The 17,952-nt window shown below is 63.9% G+C and carries 18 protein-coding genes; 7 read left to right on the top strand and 11 right to left on the bottom strand.

The window, feature by feature from the left end; genetic code table 11:
• Positions 1-501 precede the first annotated feature (501 nt).
• Together RHPLAN_RS27960 and RHPLAN_RS27955 are read right to left on the bottom strand one after the other, a co-directional pair.
• Positions 502-933 (bottom strand): GlcG/HbpS family heme-binding protein, encoded by a 432-nt coding sequence (locus RHPLAN_RS27960; RefSeq protein WP_068025186.1) that lies wholly within the window; start codon positions 931-933, stop codon positions 502-504.
• 14 nt (positions 934-947) lie between these two features.
• Entirely contained in the window at positions 948-1,859 is a 912-nt protein-coding gene (locus RHPLAN_RS27955; protein ID WP_068025182.1) for a dihydrodipicolinate synthase family protein, read from the bottom strand.
• A 188-nt stretch (positions 1,860-2,047) separates the two neighbouring features.
• Between RHPLAN_RS27955 and RHPLAN_RS27950 the strand changes: the two genes are divergently transcribed.
• The 5 genes from RHPLAN_RS27950 to RHPLAN_RS27930 all read left to right on the top strand — a co-directional run bounded on the left by RHPLAN_RS27950 (position 2,048) and on the right by RHPLAN_RS27930 (position 7,105).
• Positions 2,048-3,514 carry a 4-hydroxyphenylacetate 3-hydroxylase family protein gene (locus RHPLAN_RS27950; protein ID WP_068025179.1) on the top strand — a complete coding sequence of 489 codons (1,467 nt, stop codon included), beginning with the start codon at positions 2,048-2,050 and terminating at the stop codon, positions 3,512-3,514.
• Positions 3,515-3,616: 102 nt separating this feature from the next.
• Complete coding sequence (locus tag RHPLAN_RS27945; RefSeq protein ID WP_068025176.1) at positions 3,617-4,642, top strand: TRAP transporter substrate-binding protein; 1,026 nt, start codon at positions 3,617-3,619, stop codon at positions 4,640-4,642.
• Positions 4,643-4,737: 95 nt separating this feature from the next.
• Positions 4,738-5,241 (top strand): TRAP transporter small permease, encoded by a 504-nt coding sequence (locus RHPLAN_RS27940; RefSeq protein ID WP_068025173.1) that lies wholly within the window; start codon positions 4,738-4,740, stop codon positions 5,239-5,241.
• 36 nt (positions 5,242-5,277) lie between these two features.
• A complete protein-coding gene (locus tag RHPLAN_RS27935) occupies positions 5,278-6,552 on the top strand; it encodes a TRAP transporter large permease (protein ID WP_068025171.1) in 1,275 nt (424 codons plus the stop codon).
• A gap of 160 nt (positions 6,553-6,712) precedes the next feature.
• Positions 6,713-7,105, top strand: coding sequence for a cupin domain-containing protein (locus RHPLAN_RS27930; protein WP_084245677.1), 393 nt, complete (start codon positions 6,713-6,715; stop codon positions 7,103-7,105).
• Positions 7,106-7,273: 168 nt separating this feature from the next.
• Here RHPLAN_RS27930 and RHPLAN_RS27925 read toward each other — a convergent pair whose 3' ends face one another.
• Together RHPLAN_RS27925 and RHPLAN_RS27920 are read right to left on the bottom strand one after the other, a co-directional pair.
• The gene (locus RHPLAN_RS27925; RefSeq protein ID WP_068025167.1) at positions 7,274-8,404 is read right to left on the bottom strand and encodes an alpha-hydroxy acid oxidase; all 1,131 of its coding nucleotides are present in this window, start codon (positions 8,402-8,404) and stop codon (positions 7,274-7,276) included.
• A gap of 20 nt (positions 8,405-8,424) precedes the next feature.
• Entirely contained in the window at positions 8,425-9,405 is a 981-nt protein-coding gene (locus RHPLAN_RS27920) for a Gfo/Idh/MocA family protein (RefSeq protein ID WP_068025164.1), read from the bottom strand.
• A 93-nt stretch (positions 9,406-9,498) separates the two neighbouring features.
• Between RHPLAN_RS27920 and RHPLAN_RS27915 the strand changes: the two genes are divergently transcribed.
• Positions 9,499-10,377, top strand: coding sequence for an NAD(P)-dependent oxidoreductase (locus RHPLAN_RS27915; RefSeq protein WP_068025162.1), 879 nt, complete (start codon positions 9,499-9,501; stop codon positions 10,375-10,377).
• A 66-nt stretch (positions 10,378-10,443) separates the two neighbouring features.
• Positions 10,444-11,058 carry a glutathione S-transferase family protein gene (locus tag RHPLAN_RS27910; protein ID WP_068025159.1) on the top strand — a complete coding sequence of 205 codons (615 nt, stop codon included), beginning with the start codon at positions 10,444-10,446 and terminating at the stop codon, positions 11,056-11,058.
• 152 nt (positions 11,059-11,210) lie between these two features.
• On the opposite strand, the gene RHPLAN_RS27905 is transcribed toward RHPLAN_RS27910, so the two are convergent.
• From RHPLAN_RS27905 to RHPLAN_RS27875, 7 genes are all read right to left on the bottom strand, one after another.
• Positions 11,211-11,432: a dodecin family protein gene (locus RHPLAN_RS27905; RefSeq protein WP_068025154.1), complete on the bottom strand. Its 222-nt coding sequence runs from the start codon at positions 11,430-11,432 to the stop codon at positions 11,211-11,213.
• A 110-nt stretch (positions 11,433-11,542) separates the two neighbouring features.
• On the bottom strand, positions 11,543-11,926 hold the full coding sequence (locus RHPLAN_RS27900) for a carboxymuconolactone decarboxylase family protein (protein WP_068025151.1): 384 nt from the start codon (positions 11,924-11,926) through the stop codon (positions 11,543-11,545).
• Between the two features lie 210 nt (positions 11,927-12,136).
• A complete protein-coding gene (locus RHPLAN_RS27895) occupies positions 12,137-13,342 on the bottom strand; it encodes an acyl-CoA dehydrogenase family protein (RefSeq protein WP_068025148.1) in 1,206 nt (401 codons plus the stop codon).
• 11 nt (positions 13,343-13,353) lie between these two features.
• On the bottom strand, positions 13,354-14,559 hold the full coding sequence (locus RHPLAN_RS27890; RefSeq protein WP_068025145.1) for an acyl-CoA dehydrogenase family protein: 1,206 nt from the start codon (positions 14,557-14,559) through the stop codon (positions 13,354-13,356).
• 9 nt (positions 14,560-14,568) lie between these two features.
• Positions 14,569-15,543 (bottom strand): Bug family tripartite tricarboxylate transporter substrate binding protein, encoded by a 975-nt coding sequence (locus tag RHPLAN_RS27885; protein ID WP_068025142.1) that lies wholly within the window; start codon positions 15,541-15,543, stop codon positions 14,569-14,571.
• Between the two features lie 35 nt (positions 15,544-15,578).
• Positions 15,579-16,631 carry an isocitrate/isopropylmalate dehydrogenase family protein gene (locus RHPLAN_RS27880; RefSeq protein WP_068025139.1) on the bottom strand — a complete coding sequence of 351 codons (1,053 nt, stop codon included), beginning with the start codon at positions 16,629-16,631 and terminating at the stop codon, positions 15,579-15,581.
• A 199-nt stretch (positions 16,632-16,830) separates the two neighbouring features.
• Positions 16,831-17,826 (bottom strand): Bug family tripartite tricarboxylate transporter substrate binding protein, encoded by a 996-nt coding sequence (locus RHPLAN_RS27875; RefSeq protein WP_198164527.1) that lies wholly within the window; start codon positions 17,824-17,826, stop codon positions 16,831-16,833.
• Positions 17,827-17,952 lie beyond the last annotated feature (126 nt).

Raw genomic sequence — 17,952 nt, 5'->3', positions numbered from 1 at the left:
TGCGCACCGCGTGTCCTCCGCATCCTTGCAGGCGTGATTCATCGGCCCCTTCAAAGCAGGCGCGGGGCCAGCGCCTCTATTCTTCCTGGTCCCTCACATGAGTGAGGGCGCGGAGCGCCGAGACGGCGCACCTTGGGGGCACCTTTGCGAGAGGTGCCGCGGACCTTTGCGATCAGGTCCGCTCGCCTCCCGGCGCTCCACTTGTGGCGATTTGTTGCGAGGCCACCGTTCGAGATTCGATCGGACCGGCTGGGCTTTCACCCACCATGCTCCAGGGGGCATTTGCGCCCGCTTTCACCCGACCGCGCCCTGCCACTGAAGGCGGCCCCCTCATCGGGGACGGACGATGACCTCACACCCTGGGACGTGGTCACGAGCCACGCCTGCAGGCGCCACACCTCGCTCCGCCAAATAGACGTCCCTAGTCGACGCCCTCAGTGAGCGAGGCAGAATCGCGTCTATACGTGATTTGCGAAAATGCAAAGGGGCATTTCCGAGGCGCTATTTGACCGCGTCGGCGCCGGCCTGCGCGATCTGCGCGTCTTGATGCGACTGTACGCCCGACACGCCGATCGCGCCGACGACGGTGCCGCCGGATACGATCGGCACGCCGCCTTCGGCAACGCTGGCGCCGAAGGTCAGGACACGAAGGCCTATGCCGCCGCCCGCGATCGCATCCTCGAAAACTTTCGTGGGCCTGCGGAATTCAGCCGCGGTCCTGGCCTTGGCTTCGGCGATTCGCACCGACGAAAGCTGCGCGTTGTCGAGCCGGTGTGTCATCACGAGATTGGCGCCGGAATCGACGATCGCAATGGCAACCGCCCAGCCGTTCTTGGTGGCTTCCGCCTCCGCTGCGGCCATCGCCTGCTTGGCTGCGGCAAGGCTGATGGGGACGCCATAAGGCGTGGTGGGTGGGGCGACCTGTTGTGCCATGGCGTTGATGTTCCTTAAGCGGCAGCGGCTTTGAAGCGTGGTGCGAGCACAGTCGATTTCAGCGTGGCGGCCAGCGCCGTCATTTCGTCGTGGGTCAGCGGCGCATAGGGCGGGTAAGGCTCGCCGGCCGGGACGCCGATCAGATTCATCGCGGCCTTCATTGCGGGCGCCAATCCCCGATGCATCCACTTCGACGGAAACAGCGCAAATTGAAGCTGGATCTCGGCGGCGCGCTCGTAGTCCTTCGCGACAAATGCATCGATCACGGCGCGGGCGATCTCGGACCCCGGCGGCGGCATGGTCGCGCCGGAGCCGCCGAGTTGCAGCGTCGCGAGCAGCATCTGCATGGTGGTGAAGTAACGGGCGTGGCCGGCACGGTCGATCTCGACGATGAGCCGCGACACACGGGCGAGGTCGCGCGAGCTCTCCTTGATGAGCTGAACCTGCGGCAGCTTGGCGAGCGCGATCGTATCGGGAATGGACACGTCGGCGCCGGGCCCGGGATTGAGATAGAGCGTGATCGGCAGCTTGGTTTCGCGGCCGATCGCCTCGAAATAGGCGAGCAGATCGGCCTGCGTCGGCGGTCCGGCGAACGGCCGCAACGGCGCCAGCAGCTGGACCGCCGCGGCGCCGAGCCGCTCGGCCTCGTGCGCCAGCGCAATGGCGGTGCGGAACGACGCGTGCGAGATGCCGACCATCACCGGCACGCGGCGGTCGGTGAGTTCGATGGTGCGGCGGATCAGGTTCTTTCGCTCTTCGAAACTCAGGTAAGTATATTCCTGCGTCTCAACCCCAGCCGCGACGATCATCGTGGCGCGGCAATCCTTGACGATGTAGTCGATCTGGCGCGCCAGTGCGGGCTCATCGACCGTAAGGTGCTCGGTGAATGGCGTGAGCGGCGCGACAATCAATCCCGGCTCCGGCATGGCGGTCTCCTTGATCCTTTGCGGTAAGCTTACCGTGGCGGCGTGGCTGCGCGAAACGTCTGTCAATGCATTTGGCAGGCATCTGATATCGCTTCAGCGCGGAGTGGCTTTCGAGACTTGGACTTGATCTTCCAGCCGCAGCCAGCGATTTTGCGCCGCGCAATGATGGCAGGACTGCAAGAACAACGATGTTACTGACAGGGCAGGAATATCTCGAAAGCATCCGCGACGGCCGCAAGGTCTATGTCGGACGCGAACTGGTGGAGGACGTCACCACGCATCCGGCGTTCCGCAACGCCGCGCATTCGTTTGCGATGATCTACGACAGGAAGCGCGCACCTGAGAACCGCGAGGTGATGACCGCGGAGGAGGACGGAGAGACCTTCTCCAGTTACTTCCTGCTTCCGCGCACGCGTGAAGACCTGCACAAACGCTATGAGACGCACCGGCGCATCGCTTCGTGGACTCATGGCCTCCTTGGCCGCTCGCCGGACAATTTTCCGAGCTATGTGACCGGGCTCGTCATGGACCCGGCGATGTTCGATCAGATCCGCCAAGGCTTTGGCGAGAACATCAAGAAATATTATCGGCACATGCGGGCGAACGACATCTTCGCCTCGCACACCGTGACCAACCCGCAGGGCTGGCGGCTGCCGAATCCCAAGGACGCCGAAAAGCGCACACCGCCGACGCTGCGCGTGGTCGACGAGGACGATTCGGGCGTCACCATCAACGGGCTGAAGATGCTCGGCACCGCGACAGCCTTCTGCCACGAGACCTGGTGCGGCAATCTGCAACCCGTCGCGCCCGGACAGGAGAAGGAATCGATCACCTGCGTGGTGCCGCTGAACGCGCCGGGCGTCAGCATCTGGTCGCGCAAGCCCTATGAGAAATACGCGGTCAGCGAGTTCGACAATCCGCTGGCGTCACGCTTCGACGAGAACGACGCCGCGGTGCTGTTCGAAAATGTGAAGGTGCCATGGGAGCGCGTGTTCTGCCACGACAATGTCGAGATGACGCGCGCGATCTATATGCGCACGCCGGGGCATGCCATGGCCAACCATCAGGCCAATGTCCGCTTCCTGGAGAAGCTGAAGCTGATTGTCGGCATCGCCAGCAAGGTCGCCGACATGAACGGCGCACGGAACGTTCCGGCCGTGCAGTTCACGCTCGGCCGGCTCGCCGCGATGGAGGCGACGCTGGAAGGTCTGATCATGGGCCAGATCAACAGCGGCGAGGCGCATCCGAACGGCTATCACACCGTCAACCGTCGCTACGTCTATGCGGCGCTGCATTGGTGCACCAACCATCACTCCGAGATCTGCGACACCGTGCGCGAGCTGATGGGGGCCGGTGTGTTTCAGATGCCGGCCGATGCGTCGGTTCTGGAGGATGAGACGCTGCGCGACACGTTCGAGACCTACTGGTCGGCGCCGGGGCAATCGGCACGGGAACGGATGAAGCTGCTCAACTTGGCCTGGGACCTGCTCGGCTCCGACTTTGCCGGCCGGCACATGCAGTATGAGAAGTTCTATGCTGGGCCGGGCTTCGTCATGAACGGCTATAGCTATCAGACCGGTCCATGGACCGAGTGGGAAGGGCGGGTTGATGACCTGCTCGGAACCTACGATACGACCGCTAAGCCGCACAAATAGCGAGCAATCCGCGACGTTATGACGGCCGCGCCTTGGGCGCGGGGACTGGTCAGGTATGGTGACCCTATGCGATGCTTTTATGAACTGAGGGGAGGTTTTCGAATGGGTATCCGTAATATTCTGCTGTCGACGCTCGGCGCCGTCCTGGCCGCCGGGGCGGTGGCTTTGTCTGGCTCTGCCGCGCAAGCGCAGGCCGACAAGGTTTTCGTCATGAAGCTGTCGACCGCAACCATCAACGATACGCAGCACGAGTGGCTGAAGCGTTTTGCCGCGATGGTCGAGAAGGACTCCAACGGACGGATCAAGCCGGAAATCTATCCGGCGAGCCAGCTCGGCTCGATTCCGCGCCAGATCGAAGGCACGCAATTTGGCTCGATCCAGGCCTGGATGGGCCCGCCGGAATTCCTGGTCGGTGTCGACGAGCGCTTCGAGGCGATGACCGCGCCGGGGCTGTTCACCGATCATGACCAGGTCATGCGTGTGATGTCCAATCCGGACACCAAGAAGATGGTCTATGGGCTCGGAGCGGCGAAGGGACTTCAGGGTTTCGGCTTTGCGACCATGTCGCCGTCGTCGATTCTGACCAAGAAGCCGACGAAGCAACTCTCCGAACTCAAGGGCCAGAAAATCCGCGTGCTGGCGTCGCCGTTCCAGCTCGAATTGATCCGCAGGATGGACGCTTCGCCGATCGCCATGACGTTGGCCGACGTGCTGCCGGGTCTGCAGCAAGGCACCATCGACGGCACTTTGACGAGCCTCATCATCTACACGACCATGCACTACTACGACACGGCCAAGAACGTGATCGAAACCGAGCAGCCGTTCGTCAATTCGATCGCCATGGTGAGCAAGCGCTGGCTCGACACTCTGCCGGCTGATTTGCAGAAGGTGGTTTTTGATGACGGCGAGAAGGTCACCAAGGATTTCAACCCCTTCGTCAAGGAGTTCTGGGCCGCGCAAAACAAAGTCTGGAAGGACAAGGGTGGCGAAACCATCAAGCTGCCCAAGGCCGAGCATGATGCGATGATCGCCAAGATATCGACGATCGGCGACGATATGTCGAAATCGAAGCCAGGCCTCAACCAGACCGTCAAGGCGCTGTTCGAGGCCAAGGCAAAGGCCAACTAAGACGCTGCGGGGATTGCCGCCATCCGCGTGGTGGCGGCGCACTTTCAGGTGGATGGCCATCAAGACGAGGAGGCGGATCAACCGCAGGCGTCTAAATGATCGACAATCTTCTACGGGGCGCGCGTGGGCTCGTTGCCGTCCTCCGGATCCTTGCCGGCGTCCTGCTGGTTGCCAGCGTCCTGCTGAACTTCGCAAACGTCGTAGGACGCTACTTCTTTGGCGACTCGATCTTCTGGGCCGAGGAGATCATGCTGTTCCTGATGGTCGGCTGCGTGTTCTTCGGCAACGGCGTGGTCGCCTGGTCGGGCCGGCAGCTCCGCATGGACGTCATCGTCGGGATGATGCCGCCGTCGCTGCAAAAGTTTTTCGAGCTTTTGTCCGAGCTGATCTTCATCGCGGTCGCGCTCATCATCGTGTGGTTCGCCTGGCCGGTGATCCGCGATCTCTGGGCCTTCGATCAGCGCAGCCAGTCCGCCGAGTTTCCGATGGTCATTCCGCAGGCGCTCGTGCCGATCGGACTGTTCCTGATGGCGCTGCTGGTAATCATCCGCCTGATCACCGGAGGCGACCGCGCGCCTTCGGACACGGTCGGTCATTGATGGCCGGCGAGCAATGATGCGCAGAGCGATCCATCGATGAGTGCAGTTTTCGTCTATTTCGTGTTGCCCGCGATCCTGCTCATTTTCGGGCTGCCGATCTTTCTCGTGCTGCTCGTGACATGCCTCGTCGCGGTGCTGTTCATTGCCGATGTGCCGACGGAAGCCGTGCAGACCTATCTGTTCGGCGGGCTCGACAATTTCCCGCTGCTGGCGGTGCCGTTCTTTGTCTTCGCCGGCGAGATCATGGCCCAAGGCGGCATTGCGCGGCGCATCGTCGCCTGGGTGGTGTCGCTGATCGGTGGCATCCGCGGCTCGGTGGCGGTGACCACCGTTGCAGCTTCCGAGTTGTTCGGCGCGATGGCGCACACCGCGGTCGGCACCGTGATCGCGGTCGGCCGCATGATCTATCCGTCGCTCCGCGAGAATGGCTACAACGAGCGCTTCTCGGTCGGCCTGATCGCTTCGTCGGGTGCGATCGCGGTGGTGATCCCGCCGTCGATCGCCATGATTCTCTATTCGGTGTCGGCGCAGCAGTCGGCGGTGGCGCTGTTCACCGCCGGCATCCTGCCGAGCCTGCTGATTGGCTTTATCGACGCGGCCTACGTGATGGGCTACGCCTGGGCGAAGCGCCTGCCGCTGACGGCACGCGCGCGCTGGGAGGCAATCTGGGCCACCACCAAGGAGGCGAGTTGGTCGCTCGGCACGATCATCGTGATCTTCGGCGGCATCTACGGCGGCGTGTTCACACCGACCGAAGCCGCGGGCGTCGCGGTGATCTACTCGCTGTTCGTCACCATGGTGGTGCATCGCGAGGTCGATTTTCCCAAGCTGTGGAACATCATCAACAGCTCGGTGTTCCTGATCGCGCAGATCCTGATGATCGTGACGGTGGCGGGCCTCTATTCGTGGCTGCTCACCACCAGCGGCATGCCGCAGGCGATCGTCGCGCACGTCCAGTCGCTGCACCTGCCGCCCTGGGCGCTGCTGCTTTCGATCAACGTCATTCTGTTGATCATGGGCAGCTTCCTCGAGCCGCCGGCCGCGATCCTGATCCTGACGCCGCTGCTGCTGCCGCTCATTCAGGCGGTCGGGATGAATCCGATCCACTTCGGCATCGTGATGACGGTCAATCTCAGCATCGGCATGTACACGCCGCCGTTCGGATTGAACCTGTTCGCCTCGCAGGCGGTGTTCCAGACGCCGCTCAGCAACATCTATCGTGGCGTGATGCCGTTCCTGCTGATCAACTTCATCGGCCTGATGCTGATCACCTATATTCCGGCGATCTCGCTGGTGCTGCTCGGGAAATAGGCGCTCTTGTAGGGTGGGCGAAGGCGCGTTAGCGCCGCGCCCACCCGCGTTCCTGCTCGGAGCAAAGACATGGGCATGCCGCTTCGCGGCTTGCCCCCTACGCTTGCTGCTTGGGAAGTAATAAGCTCCGTTTTTCAAGCGTTCAGACTTGGGGGGCAACATGAGACTGATTCATGCGGTAACTTGCGTTGCGATCTGCTTTGCGCTGCAAGCCCATGCGGCCGACGCGCCAAAAGAAAACAAGGGCTTTACGTCGAGCAAAGCCACCATCGTGGATTTGAGTCCTGAGTTTCCGGGAATGAACGGGCGTCAACTGCGGCTGCGGGTGCTGACGATCGAGCCGGGCGGACACATCGGTCTGCACAGCCACAAGGAGCGGCCCGCCGTCGTTTACTTTATGCAAGGCACGGACACCGTCATCCGCGATGACGGCACGTCGCAGACGTTCAAACCCGGCGATACGACAGGCGAGCCCGGCACGACGGTGCATTGGCATCGCAACGATGGAACGGACGCTGTCATTTTGATCACGGCAGATATCGTCAAGCCGTGACGGTTGCCGGCTTCGTCGCGTTCACAGGCGCGTCGGCTGCTTGTAGCAGTGCCGTAGGGTGGGCGAAGGCGCGAAGCGCCGCGCCCACGCGTTTCTTGTTTGGCGTAAAGAACGTGGGCACGCCGCTTCGCGGCTTTGCCCACCCTACAGGGTTACGCAAGCAGCGGCTCAGTAATACTTGTCGTCCGGCGCCTCGATAAAGGGGAACGCGCTCAGCACGTGCGGCGGGCGCACCGGAGGCGCGGCGCGCACATAGGATGGATCGAGTTCGCCGAGCTTGTTCACGCCCGCGAGCCCCATGCAGCGGATCATTTCGTCCTGCAAAAGCTCGAGCACCCGATAGATGCCGTCGCGGCCGGCGGCCGCCATGCCATAGGCGTAAAGCCTACCGACGCAAACCATGTCGGCGCCGAGCGCGATGGCCTTGATCACGTCGGTGCCCCGGCAGAAGCCGCCGTCGACGATGATCTCGGCGCAGCCGTGCACCGCGGCCACGATCTCCGGCAGCATGTCGATGGTGCCGAGCCCCTGATCGAGCTGCCGGCCGCCATGGTTCGACACATAGATCACGTCGACGCCGTGCTCGACCGCGAGCTTGGCGTCCTCCGCGGTGGCGATGCCCTTGACGATCAGCGGCTGTTTGTAGCGCTTGCGAATTTTGTCGAATTGCGCCCAGTCGAGCGAGCTCTGGAACTGCGAGTGCTCGGAGGTGCGCGCCGAGGCCGCGGAATAGCGTTTGGAGATGTCGCGTTCGCGGCGGCTGTAGTGATGCGTGTCGACCGTGAGGCAGAGCGCCCCGAAGCCCGCGGCCACGGCGCGGTCGAAGATCGCCTCGACCCAGGCCTGGTCGCCGCGCACGTAGAGCTGGAAGATTTTCAGCCCTTCGGGGACTTCCTTGGCGGTCTCCTCCAACTCGGGCTTCGACACCGAGCTCTGGAACATCGGAATGCCGAACGAGCCCGCCGCATTGGCGACGGCGGCGGTCGCGGCGGGATCGAAGCGCTCGATGCTGCCGATTGGGGCAAGCGCCACCGGCATCGCGAACTTGCGCTTGAGGAAGGTCGCGCTGGTGTCGGTTGAATTGACGTTGCGCAGGATGCGCGGCCGGAACGCCAGCGAGTCGATGGCCAGCCGATTGCGGCGCAGCGTGGTTTCGGTCTCGGCGCCGCCGATCAGGTAGTCCCAATAGTTGCGGTCGAGCTTGGCGCGTGCCGCCAGCACGATCTCATGCAGATTGAGAAAGCGGGCGCGGACCTCGTCCAGGCCGGACAGCGGTTTGGCGGTAGAGACGTCGTTCATTCTTGTAACCTGTGCTGAAGCTAGGCGGGAATTTGCGCTGGGCCGCCGACTTTAAGCGATGTCAGGATGGCTTCAAAGGCGCCAATCAGGGCCAGCATTTCGTCGGGGGAGACCAGGAACGGGCCGCGACCCTCGACGGCATCGGCGAAGGACTCGGCCAGAGCCTTCAGCGAGTCGACATGCTCGTAGGTGTGGGTCTGCGCGGGCGCGCCGCCGATCATGCTGACGGTGAGCTGGTCTTCGTCGCGGGCCTCGGCCATGCCCTTGGAGCCGAACACGTGGACCCGCCAGATGTTCGGCGCGGCGCGGACCGTGGCCATGGTGCCGGTCGCGCCGGAGGTGAACTGCGCCAGCACGGCGAGGCAATCCCGTGGGTCGGGCGGCGGCTTCTGCTCGTAGAGCTTGGCGTCGACGCTGCGCATCGGGCCGCCGAGATTGATCAGCGCGTCGAGGATGTGGAGGCCTGCGCCGGTCAGGCCGCCGCCGGGCGACTCGTTCGGATCGTCGCGCCAGCCGCCGGCGACCGTGCGGGTCGAATGCTCGTTCGAGTAATGCGCCTCGATATGGATGATGTCGCCGAGCGCGCCGCTCGTGACGAGCTTCTTCAGCTCGCGCATCGAGGCAAAGCAGCGCTTGTTGTTGCCGCTGCCGAGCACGACCTTGGCGTCGCGGCAGGCCGAGACCGCGCGGGCAGCCTCGGCCCGTGTCAGCGCCAACGGCTTCTCGCACCACACCGGCTTTCCGGCGCGGGCGACAGCGCGCACCTGCTCGACATGGAGCGAGTGGGGCGTCGCGAGAAACACGGCCTGGACCTCGGGATTGGCGATCGCGTCGTCGAGTTCGGTCGAGAGCCGGAAGCCGTGTTGCGCGGCGAAGGCGCGGACGTCGTCCGGCTCCTTGCTGACGCCATGAACGAAGCGGATGCGCTGGCTTTTGCCTTGTACGGCGGTGACGAGGGATTTGCCCCAGCGTCCGAGGCCGATGACGGCGGCATTGATCATGTGAAAGCATTCCCCCGGACTTTGGCGTTGCCAATGTCCGGCATTCACGCTGACATGGCAACCGGGTGACCGTGATGGAGTGAAGGTGCCGGGATGAGCAAGAAAACCGTGGGCGTGATCGGGCTCGGCCTGATGGGCGAGGTGCTGGCGGGCCGTCTGATGGCCGCGCGCTTCGGCGTCAAAGGCTACGATGTCGATCCTGCCAAGAACGCCAAGCTCGCCGCGCGGGGCGGGCAGGCCGCGTCGTCGCCGGCCGATGTCGCGGATTGCGACACGATCGCGCTCGCTGTGTTCAACACCGACCAGGTGGAGGAGGTGTGCGAGAAGGCGCTGCTGCCGGTCGCCAAGGCCGGCACGGTCGTGCTCTGCACCAGCACCTGCGATCCCGATCGCATCCAGGCTTTGGGCGAGCGTCTCAAGGGCACCAACATCCGCTTTCTCGAAACGCCGGTGTCCGGCACCAGCGAGCAGGTGCGGGTCGGTGACGGTGTCGGTCTCATCGGCGGCGATCCGAAGACCGCGGACGATGCCAAAGCTGTGCTCGACGCGCTGTTTCCGCGACGCTTCCACATCGGCAAGGCCGGCGATGGCGGCCGCGCCAAGCTCGCGGTCAATCTCATTCTCGGGCTCAACCGCATGGCGCTGGCCGAGGGGCTGACCTTTGCCGAGCGCATGGCGCTCGATCCGAAGGCGTTTCTCGCGGTGGCCCAGGGCTCGGCGTCACAGTCGCAAGTCATGGGCACCAAAGGCCCGAAGATGCTGGCACGGGATTTCGCGCCCGAGGGCCGCGTCAAGCAGACGCTGAAGGACGTGCACATGATGCTCGATCAGGCCGAGCAGCTCGGCCAGGAGCTGCCGATGCTGCGCGTGCATTGCGACGTGCTGGAGTCTTGCGTTCGCGCGGGCGAGGCCGAGCGCGACAACAGCATCATCGTCGAGGAGATTCGAAGACGTCACCGGGCCGTGACTTGACCTTGTGGGAGCCGCCGCGTTTGATCGCGGCCGGGTTGGAACGTCTGTCTAGGGAAAGGTGTTGTCATGCTGACGCTGTTTTACGGTCCGGGCGCTTGCTCGATGGCTTCGCACATCGTGCTGGAGGAGAGCGGCGAGAAATACGAGCCGAAGAAGATGGATCTCGCCAAGGGCGAGCAGCGCAGCGAGGCGTACATCAAGATGAATCCGCAGGGCCGCGTGCCTCTGCTGCAACTCGACAACGGCGACTATCTTTCCGAGAACACCGCGATCCTGCCCTATCTCGGCAAGCGCTTCGGCGCCTGGCCGAAGGACGCCGCGGCCGAAGCAAAAGCGCTGTCGCTGATCGGCTTCTTTGCGGCGAGCGTGCATCCGGCCCACGCCCATGTCGGGCGGCCCGAGCGCTATACGGCCGACCAGTCGGCGTTCCCCGGCATCAAGGAGCAGGGGCTCAAGACCTTCCACGGCTACCTGAAGCAGATCGACGGCATGCTCGCCGGCCGGGAGTGGCTCGGCGATTCGTATTCGGTGCTCGATCCCTATGGCTTCGTGTTCTACACCTGGGGCGTTCGCCGTGAGCTGCCGATGGGCGAGCTCAAGAACTACACGGCGTTCAAGGACCGCATGACCAAACGGCCCGCGGTCGGCCGCGTGCTCGAGGACGAGAAGATCAAGATTTAGCCGCGAGCGACACTCTCTCCGCCCTCATCCTGAGGAGCGGTCCACAGGACCGCGTCTCGAAGGATGGGGGCGGCCTCGCCCTTCGAGACGCGTTGCTACGCAACGCTCCTCAGGGTGAGGCCGGGAGAGAGTGCGTGCTACGGTACTCTGAATCAGCTCTCGTACTTGAACGACAGCGCCACGCGGGTGCGGAACGCCGCGACCTTGCCGTCTTCCACCGTCATGTCCATCTTCGTGACCTCGGCGATCCGCAGATCGCGAAGCGAGTGTGCGGCGGTTTCCACCGCGCGGCGTCCGGCATCCTCCCACGATGTCTTGCTGACACCGACCACATCGACGATGCGGTAGACGCCGCCTTGCTGCTTCTTCGCCATTTCCAGCCTCCCAAGAGTTTGTACTAAGGGTTTGCAGGCGTGCATTGACGAGTGCTTGCACGCCCATCCTAGCTGGGATGGGAGGCCGTCCCAATGGGCCAGGCAGGCGGCTAGAGGGCCTTCTCCTCCTTGAGGACGTCCATGGCAGCGCGGTGGGCCTCGTTGGCAGCGGGGATGCCGCAGTACAGCGCGACCAGCAGTAGGATCTCGCGGATTTCCTCGGGCGAGCAGCCGTTCTTCAGCGCGCCCTTCAAATGCACGCGCAGCTCCGCCGGACGGTTGGCCGCGGCCATCATCGCGATCATGGCCAGGCTCTTGACGCCGAGTGAGAGTCCGGGCCGGCTCCAGACGTCGCCATAGGCGTAAGCGTTGATGATGTGCTGCAGCGGCTCGCCGAATTCGCCGAATGCGTTCATGCGTTGTGCGACGGCGGCTTCGCCGAACAGCTCCTTGCGGAGCTTGAGGCCTTTGTCGGCGAGGTCTTTTGTATCCATGGTTTGTCCCTGTTGTTGCCACTCCTGGTGCAACACCACAGGTGTCATTGCCGGGCTTGACCCGGCAATCCATGAGCGGGCGCAGCGAATGCAATCGTAAGATTGTTCTCGGCTGTGACACCGTATGGACCCCCGCGTCAAGCGCGGGGGTTACAGCGGAGTGTGTGGATGCGTCAATGCCAACGATGGGCAAGCGCTGTGCACGAGATGCTAATGCGCCGCCATCTTGGCCAACCGCGCCGCGACCTTGAGCCGCTGCACGGTGTCGCCGGCGAGATGGCTCCAGATGAAGCCGTCGCGCACGAGCTTTTCGGCGTGACGCAGCGCATTTCCGCCGGCCCCGACGTGAATCTCCAGGTTCAGCTCCGTGACCTCCTGGATCACGTCGGTCGAAAGATTCATCGCAAGTCCGGCATTGGCCGAATGGACCTTGTGGTCGTGCTCCCAGGCCACCCGCATGACCAATGACCGCAGCGCCTCGGTCCACATGTGCATCTTGTTGATCTTGAGCTGCACCAGTTGCTGATCGAACAGCGGCTTGCCGCCTTGCGTCGCGGTCTTGGCGTGCTTCATCGCGGACTCACATGCATCGTCGCAGACGCCGAGCGCATTCGCGGCCAATTCGAGATCGCCGAAGATGTCGCCGCCGGTGCGATCGCCCGCGGCTTGCGTCTTCATGTCGGAGTTGTTGACGTGGCCGACCACGTTGGCGTGCGGCACGCGGGCGTTCTCGAAGATCATCTCGCCGTTGCGATAGAACCGCCAGCCGCTTTTGTTGAACACCTTGCCGATGCGGAAGCCCGGCGTGTCGCGCGGCACCAGGAACATCGTGGTGCCCTGGCGCAGCGGCGCGTTCGGATCGGTGCGCGCGTCGATGAAGAACAGCTTGCCGACTGGCGCATTGGCGATGAAGCATTTCTCGCCATTCAAGATCCAGTCATCGCCCTGGCGCTCGGCGCGGAGCTTCAGGCCGGCTTTCGGCGCGTCGCTCGGCGGCATGCGGTTGTCGGAGCCCGCGGTCGGCTCGGTGATGCCCTTGCCGAGCAGAAATCGGTGATCGGCGACGAACGGCCGGAGAAACCGCTCCTTCTGTTCGGGATTGCAGGCCTGCGCGATCAGATGGCTCCACTTCCAGTTCTGGCTGAAGGTCTTGGAGATCGCGCTGTCGCCGCGGGCGAGCTCCGCCATGACCAGCGCCTGGGTCACGTAGTCGGTGCCTTCGCCGCCGTATTCCTTCGGCACCGCCAGCGTGCGGAAGCCGAGCTTCGATCCCTTCTCGACGATGTCCCAGTTGAAGGTGCCGTGGGCGTCCGGTGCTTCGTCGAGATCGAGCGCAATCGGCTTGATCTCCTCCTGGGCGAATTTGCGGGCCTGCATCTGCCAGGAGCGCTGTTCGTTGCTCAGTGAAAAATCCATGGTCACACCTCTTATTCGGCAGCGAGCATCGGCGCGCCGCGCCGAAATTGGGTGACGGCTTCGGCGATGCGCAGCCGGTCGTCGGCCGCGCCATCGCCGGAGTAGAGGCAGACGCGGGCGTCGTGGATGTACTTCTGCAGCGGCATGTCGCGCATCACGCCCATGGCGCCGAAGCATTCGGCGGCGTCCTTGGTGGCGCGATAGATCGCCTCGGTCGTGTAGACCTTGGCGATGGTCGTGAGCGGCAGGTTTGGCAAGCTCCGGTCGGCGAAGGCATCGGCATGATCCGCCGCCCAGGCGGCGCGCCACACGACGGAGCGGGCGACGTCGAGCCGGATCGCGATGTCGGCAAGCTTGGTGCCGATCGCCTGGTGCTCGGCGATCGGGCGGCCGCCCTGCACGCGAAGCTGCGAATAGTCCACGGCGGCCTCATGGGCGGCGCGCCCGATGCCGATGTTGACAGCCTCACGAAACGGAATGGCGCGGCCCGCGTCCGGCGCGCCGCCCAACGTGAGCAGATTGCCCGCCGGCACGCGGCAATCCTTCAGCTCGATCCGGCCGCGGTCGCCATGAAACCAGCGCGGCCCGGGCTGCGCGCTGACGCTCAGACCGGGCGTGTCGCGCGGCACCAGGATCAGCGCCGGGCCCTTGTCGGTCTGCGCTTCGACCGCGATCAGCTTGGCGACGGTGGCATTGGCGACATGGTCCTTGACGCCGTTGATGATGAACTCGTTGCCGTTGCGCGTCGCGGTGGTCGTGACGCGTCGCTCGACGCTGCCCGGCCGGTGGTAGTTGATGCCCAGCGCCGTCTCGGCATCGGGCTCGCGCTCCGCGCAGGCGAGGTGATGGTCGTCATCTTCCAGGAATTTCTGCAGGAAGCGGTCGCCTTGCTCCGGCGTCATCGCCGGAAACAGCCGCAGCGACAGCGCAGCGGTTTCGGCGAGCACTGCGGCCAGGTCGGTGTCGCCGACGGCAAGCTCCTCGATCACGATGCAGCAGGTCAGCGCGTCCGCGCCGACGCCGCCCAGATCCTCGGGAAGCGCGATCGTGCGTAGTCCCATCTGCGAGGCCTTGCGAAGGACGTCGGCAGGCAAGGTGCGATCGGCGAGATCGAGCCGGTCGGCCTTGAGCGTCACCGGCTTGACCTCGTCATTGACGAAGCTTCGCACCGTGTCGCGAAACTCCAACTGTTCAGGTGACAGATGCAGATCGTACATGAGTGATTCCTATTCGCCCTTGATGCCTGCGGTCTTGACCACGTCGGCCCAGCGGTCGAGCTCGACTTTGATGTATTTCTGGAACTGCTCGGGGTTCTTGTAGGCCGCGACGATGAATTGCTGCTGGAAGTATTTCTTGGTCTCCGGGTCTTCGAGGAAGGCTGCGGTTTCCTTGGTGAGCCGGTCCACGATCGGCTGCGGCGTTTTGACCGGCACGAAGATACCGACCCAGGCTGCCATCTCGAATCCCGGAACCGTCTCTGCAATGGCCGGAATGTCCGGCAGGCCTTCGATGCGCTTGGGTTCGCCGACACCGAGCGCGTTGAGCTTGCCGCCGCGCACATGCTCGATCGCGGTGGCGACGTTGTTGTACATGAGCTGGACCTCGCCACCGAGCACCGCGGTGGTCGCGGGCCCGACCCCGCGATAGGGCACGTGGGTGAGTTTGATGCCCGCTTGAATCGCCAGGAGCTCAAGTCCCATGTGACTGAAATTGCCGATGCCGCCCGACGAGAAGTTCAGCGCGCCTGGCTTTTCCTTCGCGGCCTTGATCATATCGGCCACGGTCTTGATGCCGGTCGATGGGTTCGCGGTCAGCAGCGACGGAAATTTGATCATCTGGCCGACCGCGATGAAGTCGCGCAGCGGCTGATACGGGTTGTTGGGATAGAGCGCCGGATTGACGATCATCGGCCCGTCGGAAATGGCGCCGATGGTGTAGCCGTCGGGGTCCGATTGCATCAGTTGCTGCACGCCGATCGCGCCGTTGGCGCCGCCGCGATTCTCGACATAGACCTGCTGGCCGAGCCGGTCGCTCAGGCCTTTTGCGGCAAGGCGGGCAATGAGATCGGTGCCGCCGCCGGCCGGAAACGGGCAGATCATCTTGATCGACCGCGTTGGCTGCCAAACCTCCGCCGAGGCCACCGCCGGCGCCACAGCAAGGAGGCCAAGCACAATCGCGGTTCTGGTCAGTACCCCTTTCATTGCCGTCCTCCCGTTGAATTCTTGTCGTTGTTTGGTCAGAGCGCCGCGACGATGGCGTCTCCCATTTCGGTCGTGCTCGCCTTGCCGCCGAGATCGCGCGTCAGCGCCTTGCCGTCGGCCAGAACCTTGGTCACCGCCTTGAGCATCAAGTCGGACGCAGCGATAGCCTTGTCGTTCTTATGCTTCCGACCAAGCCAGCCCATCAGCATTTGGCCCGACACGATCATGGCGTAGGGATTGGCGATGTTCTGGCCTGAGATGTCGGGCGCCGAGCCGTGCGTCGCCTGTGCCATCGCCTGCTTCTCGCCGATGCACAGGCCCGGCGCGAGACCCAAGCCTCCGACCAGGCCCGCGCCGATGTCGGTCAGGATATCGCCGAACTGGTTGGTGGTGACGACCACGTCGAAGCGCTGCGGATCGGTGACGAGCTTCATGGCGATCGAGTCGATCATCATCTCGTCATAGGCGACGTCCGGATATTCCTTCGCGACCTTGCGGCACTCCTCGGCGAACATGCCGCAGGCCAGCCGATAGACCGGTTCCTTGTGTGCGGCGGTGACCTTCTTGCGCGGCCGCGTGCGCGCCAATTCGAACGCTTCGCGCGCGACTCGGTTCGAGCCCTTGCGGGTGATCACGCGCGACGAGATGGTGATGTCGTCGTTCGGCCGGAACTCGGGCAAGCCGGCGACGACCGTCTCCGAATAAAGCATGCCCTCCGTGAGCTCGCGGAAGAACGCGATGTCGACGTTCTTGTGGATCGACGGAATGGTCGGATGCGACAGCGACGGCCGCAGTGCGGTGAACAGATCGAACTTCTTGCGGATCGGCGGCATCACCCAGGTCATGTCGCCGCGCGGATAGGCACCATGGCCGATCGGGCCCATGAACCAGCCGTCGAGGGTGCGCAGCGTGTCCTCGGTGATCTTGGGCAGCGTGTCGCCGTATTTCTCGTGGCCGGCCTTTCCGATCAGCAGCTCGTGCCATTCGATGGCGAGCCCGGTCTTGGCCGCCGCAGCTTTCATCACCTTCACGGCTTCGGGAACGACTTCCAGGCCGATGTCGTCGCCGTGCATGATTCCGATTTTCAATTTCCTATCCCTTTTCTTTCAATCCGGCGTGCCGACAGCCCTGCCTCATCCTGCGGAGCATCGCGAAGCGATGCGTCTCGAAGGACGAGGCCGCCCCATCCTTCGAGACGCCCGCCATAGCGCGTCGAAGACGCGCGTAAACGCGCTTGTGGCGGGCTTCTCAGGATGAGGCGGGGTTGGCTTCTGCAGCGGTGGCAAATCACTCGCTGTCCACCTTCACGCCCGCATCGGCGATGTCGCGCCGCCAGGTTTCCATCTCGTTCTTGAGCCACGCGCGCGCATCTTCGGCGGTCTTGTCGACCGGCGCGAACATGCCGCTTTTCTCGAAGATCGCTTTCAGTTCGGGCGTGCGTGCGGCTTCCGTGAACGCCGCGTGCAGCTTGTCGATGATCTCGCGCGGCACGCCGGCCGGCGCAAAGGCCGCCGACCATTGCGACGGGCGGAAGCCTGGAAAGCCGACCTCGGCGATGGTCGGCACGTCCGGCCAGGCCGGCAGCCGTGCATCGGCCGCGACCGCGAGCGGGCGCACCCGGCCGGCTTTGATCATGCCGACCGAGTTGGAGACGTTGAACCACGACACCTGGGTGTCGCCGCCGGCGATATCTTTCAGGATGCCCGGGCCGCCGTCCTTGAACGGAATGTGGACGAGCTTCAGCCCGCCGGCGCGCTTCGCCAGGATCTCGGTGTTGACGTGCTGATAGGCGCCGACGCCGGCGCTGGCGTAGCGCACCTCATCGGGATGCGCTTTCGCGTAATCGACGAACTCGGCGAAGGTCTTCGGCGGAAAGTTTACCGTCGTCGCCATGAAGAACACCGGCGTATCGGCGAGCCGCGCGATGATCTGCACATCCTTGTCGTAATCGATGCGCATGCGCTTGGCGAGCAGCACCGGCGTCAGGCAATTGGTCGAGATGTTGCCGACCATGATGGTGTAGCCATCGGGCTTGGCGCGGGCCAATTCCTCGATGGCGATGATGCCGGAGGCGCCGGGCTTGTTCTCGACCAGCACGGTCTGGCCCTGCGTTTTGCGCAGATAATCGCCGTAGTATCGGGCCACCACATCGGTGAGCCCGCCGGGCGCATAAGGGATCAGCACGCGGATCGGACGGTTAGGATAGGTGCCCTGTGCGGAAGCAGGGCTTGCCAGCAGCACTGCGCAGACAAGCCAAAGCAAGACGCCGCCCAATCGACGCATTACATTCCTCCCTGCGGCACACCGTTGCGGCGCGCTGTTTTTTAATTGCCGGGATTGTAGGAAGCAGCGACGGCCTTGCACAAGCGCCATTCGGCGGAATCCGTGCGGCGCATTCCCGCGTGCATA

Source organism: Rhodoplanes sp. Z2-YC6860, from assembly GCF_001579845.1.
In the GTDB taxonomy this organism is placed as follows: domain Bacteria; phylum Pseudomonadota; class Alphaproteobacteria; order Rhizobiales; family Xanthobacteraceae; genus Z2-YC6860.
Note: the sequence above shows the minus strand (reverse complement) of the source record. Positions and strands in the feature narration are given on the sequence as shown.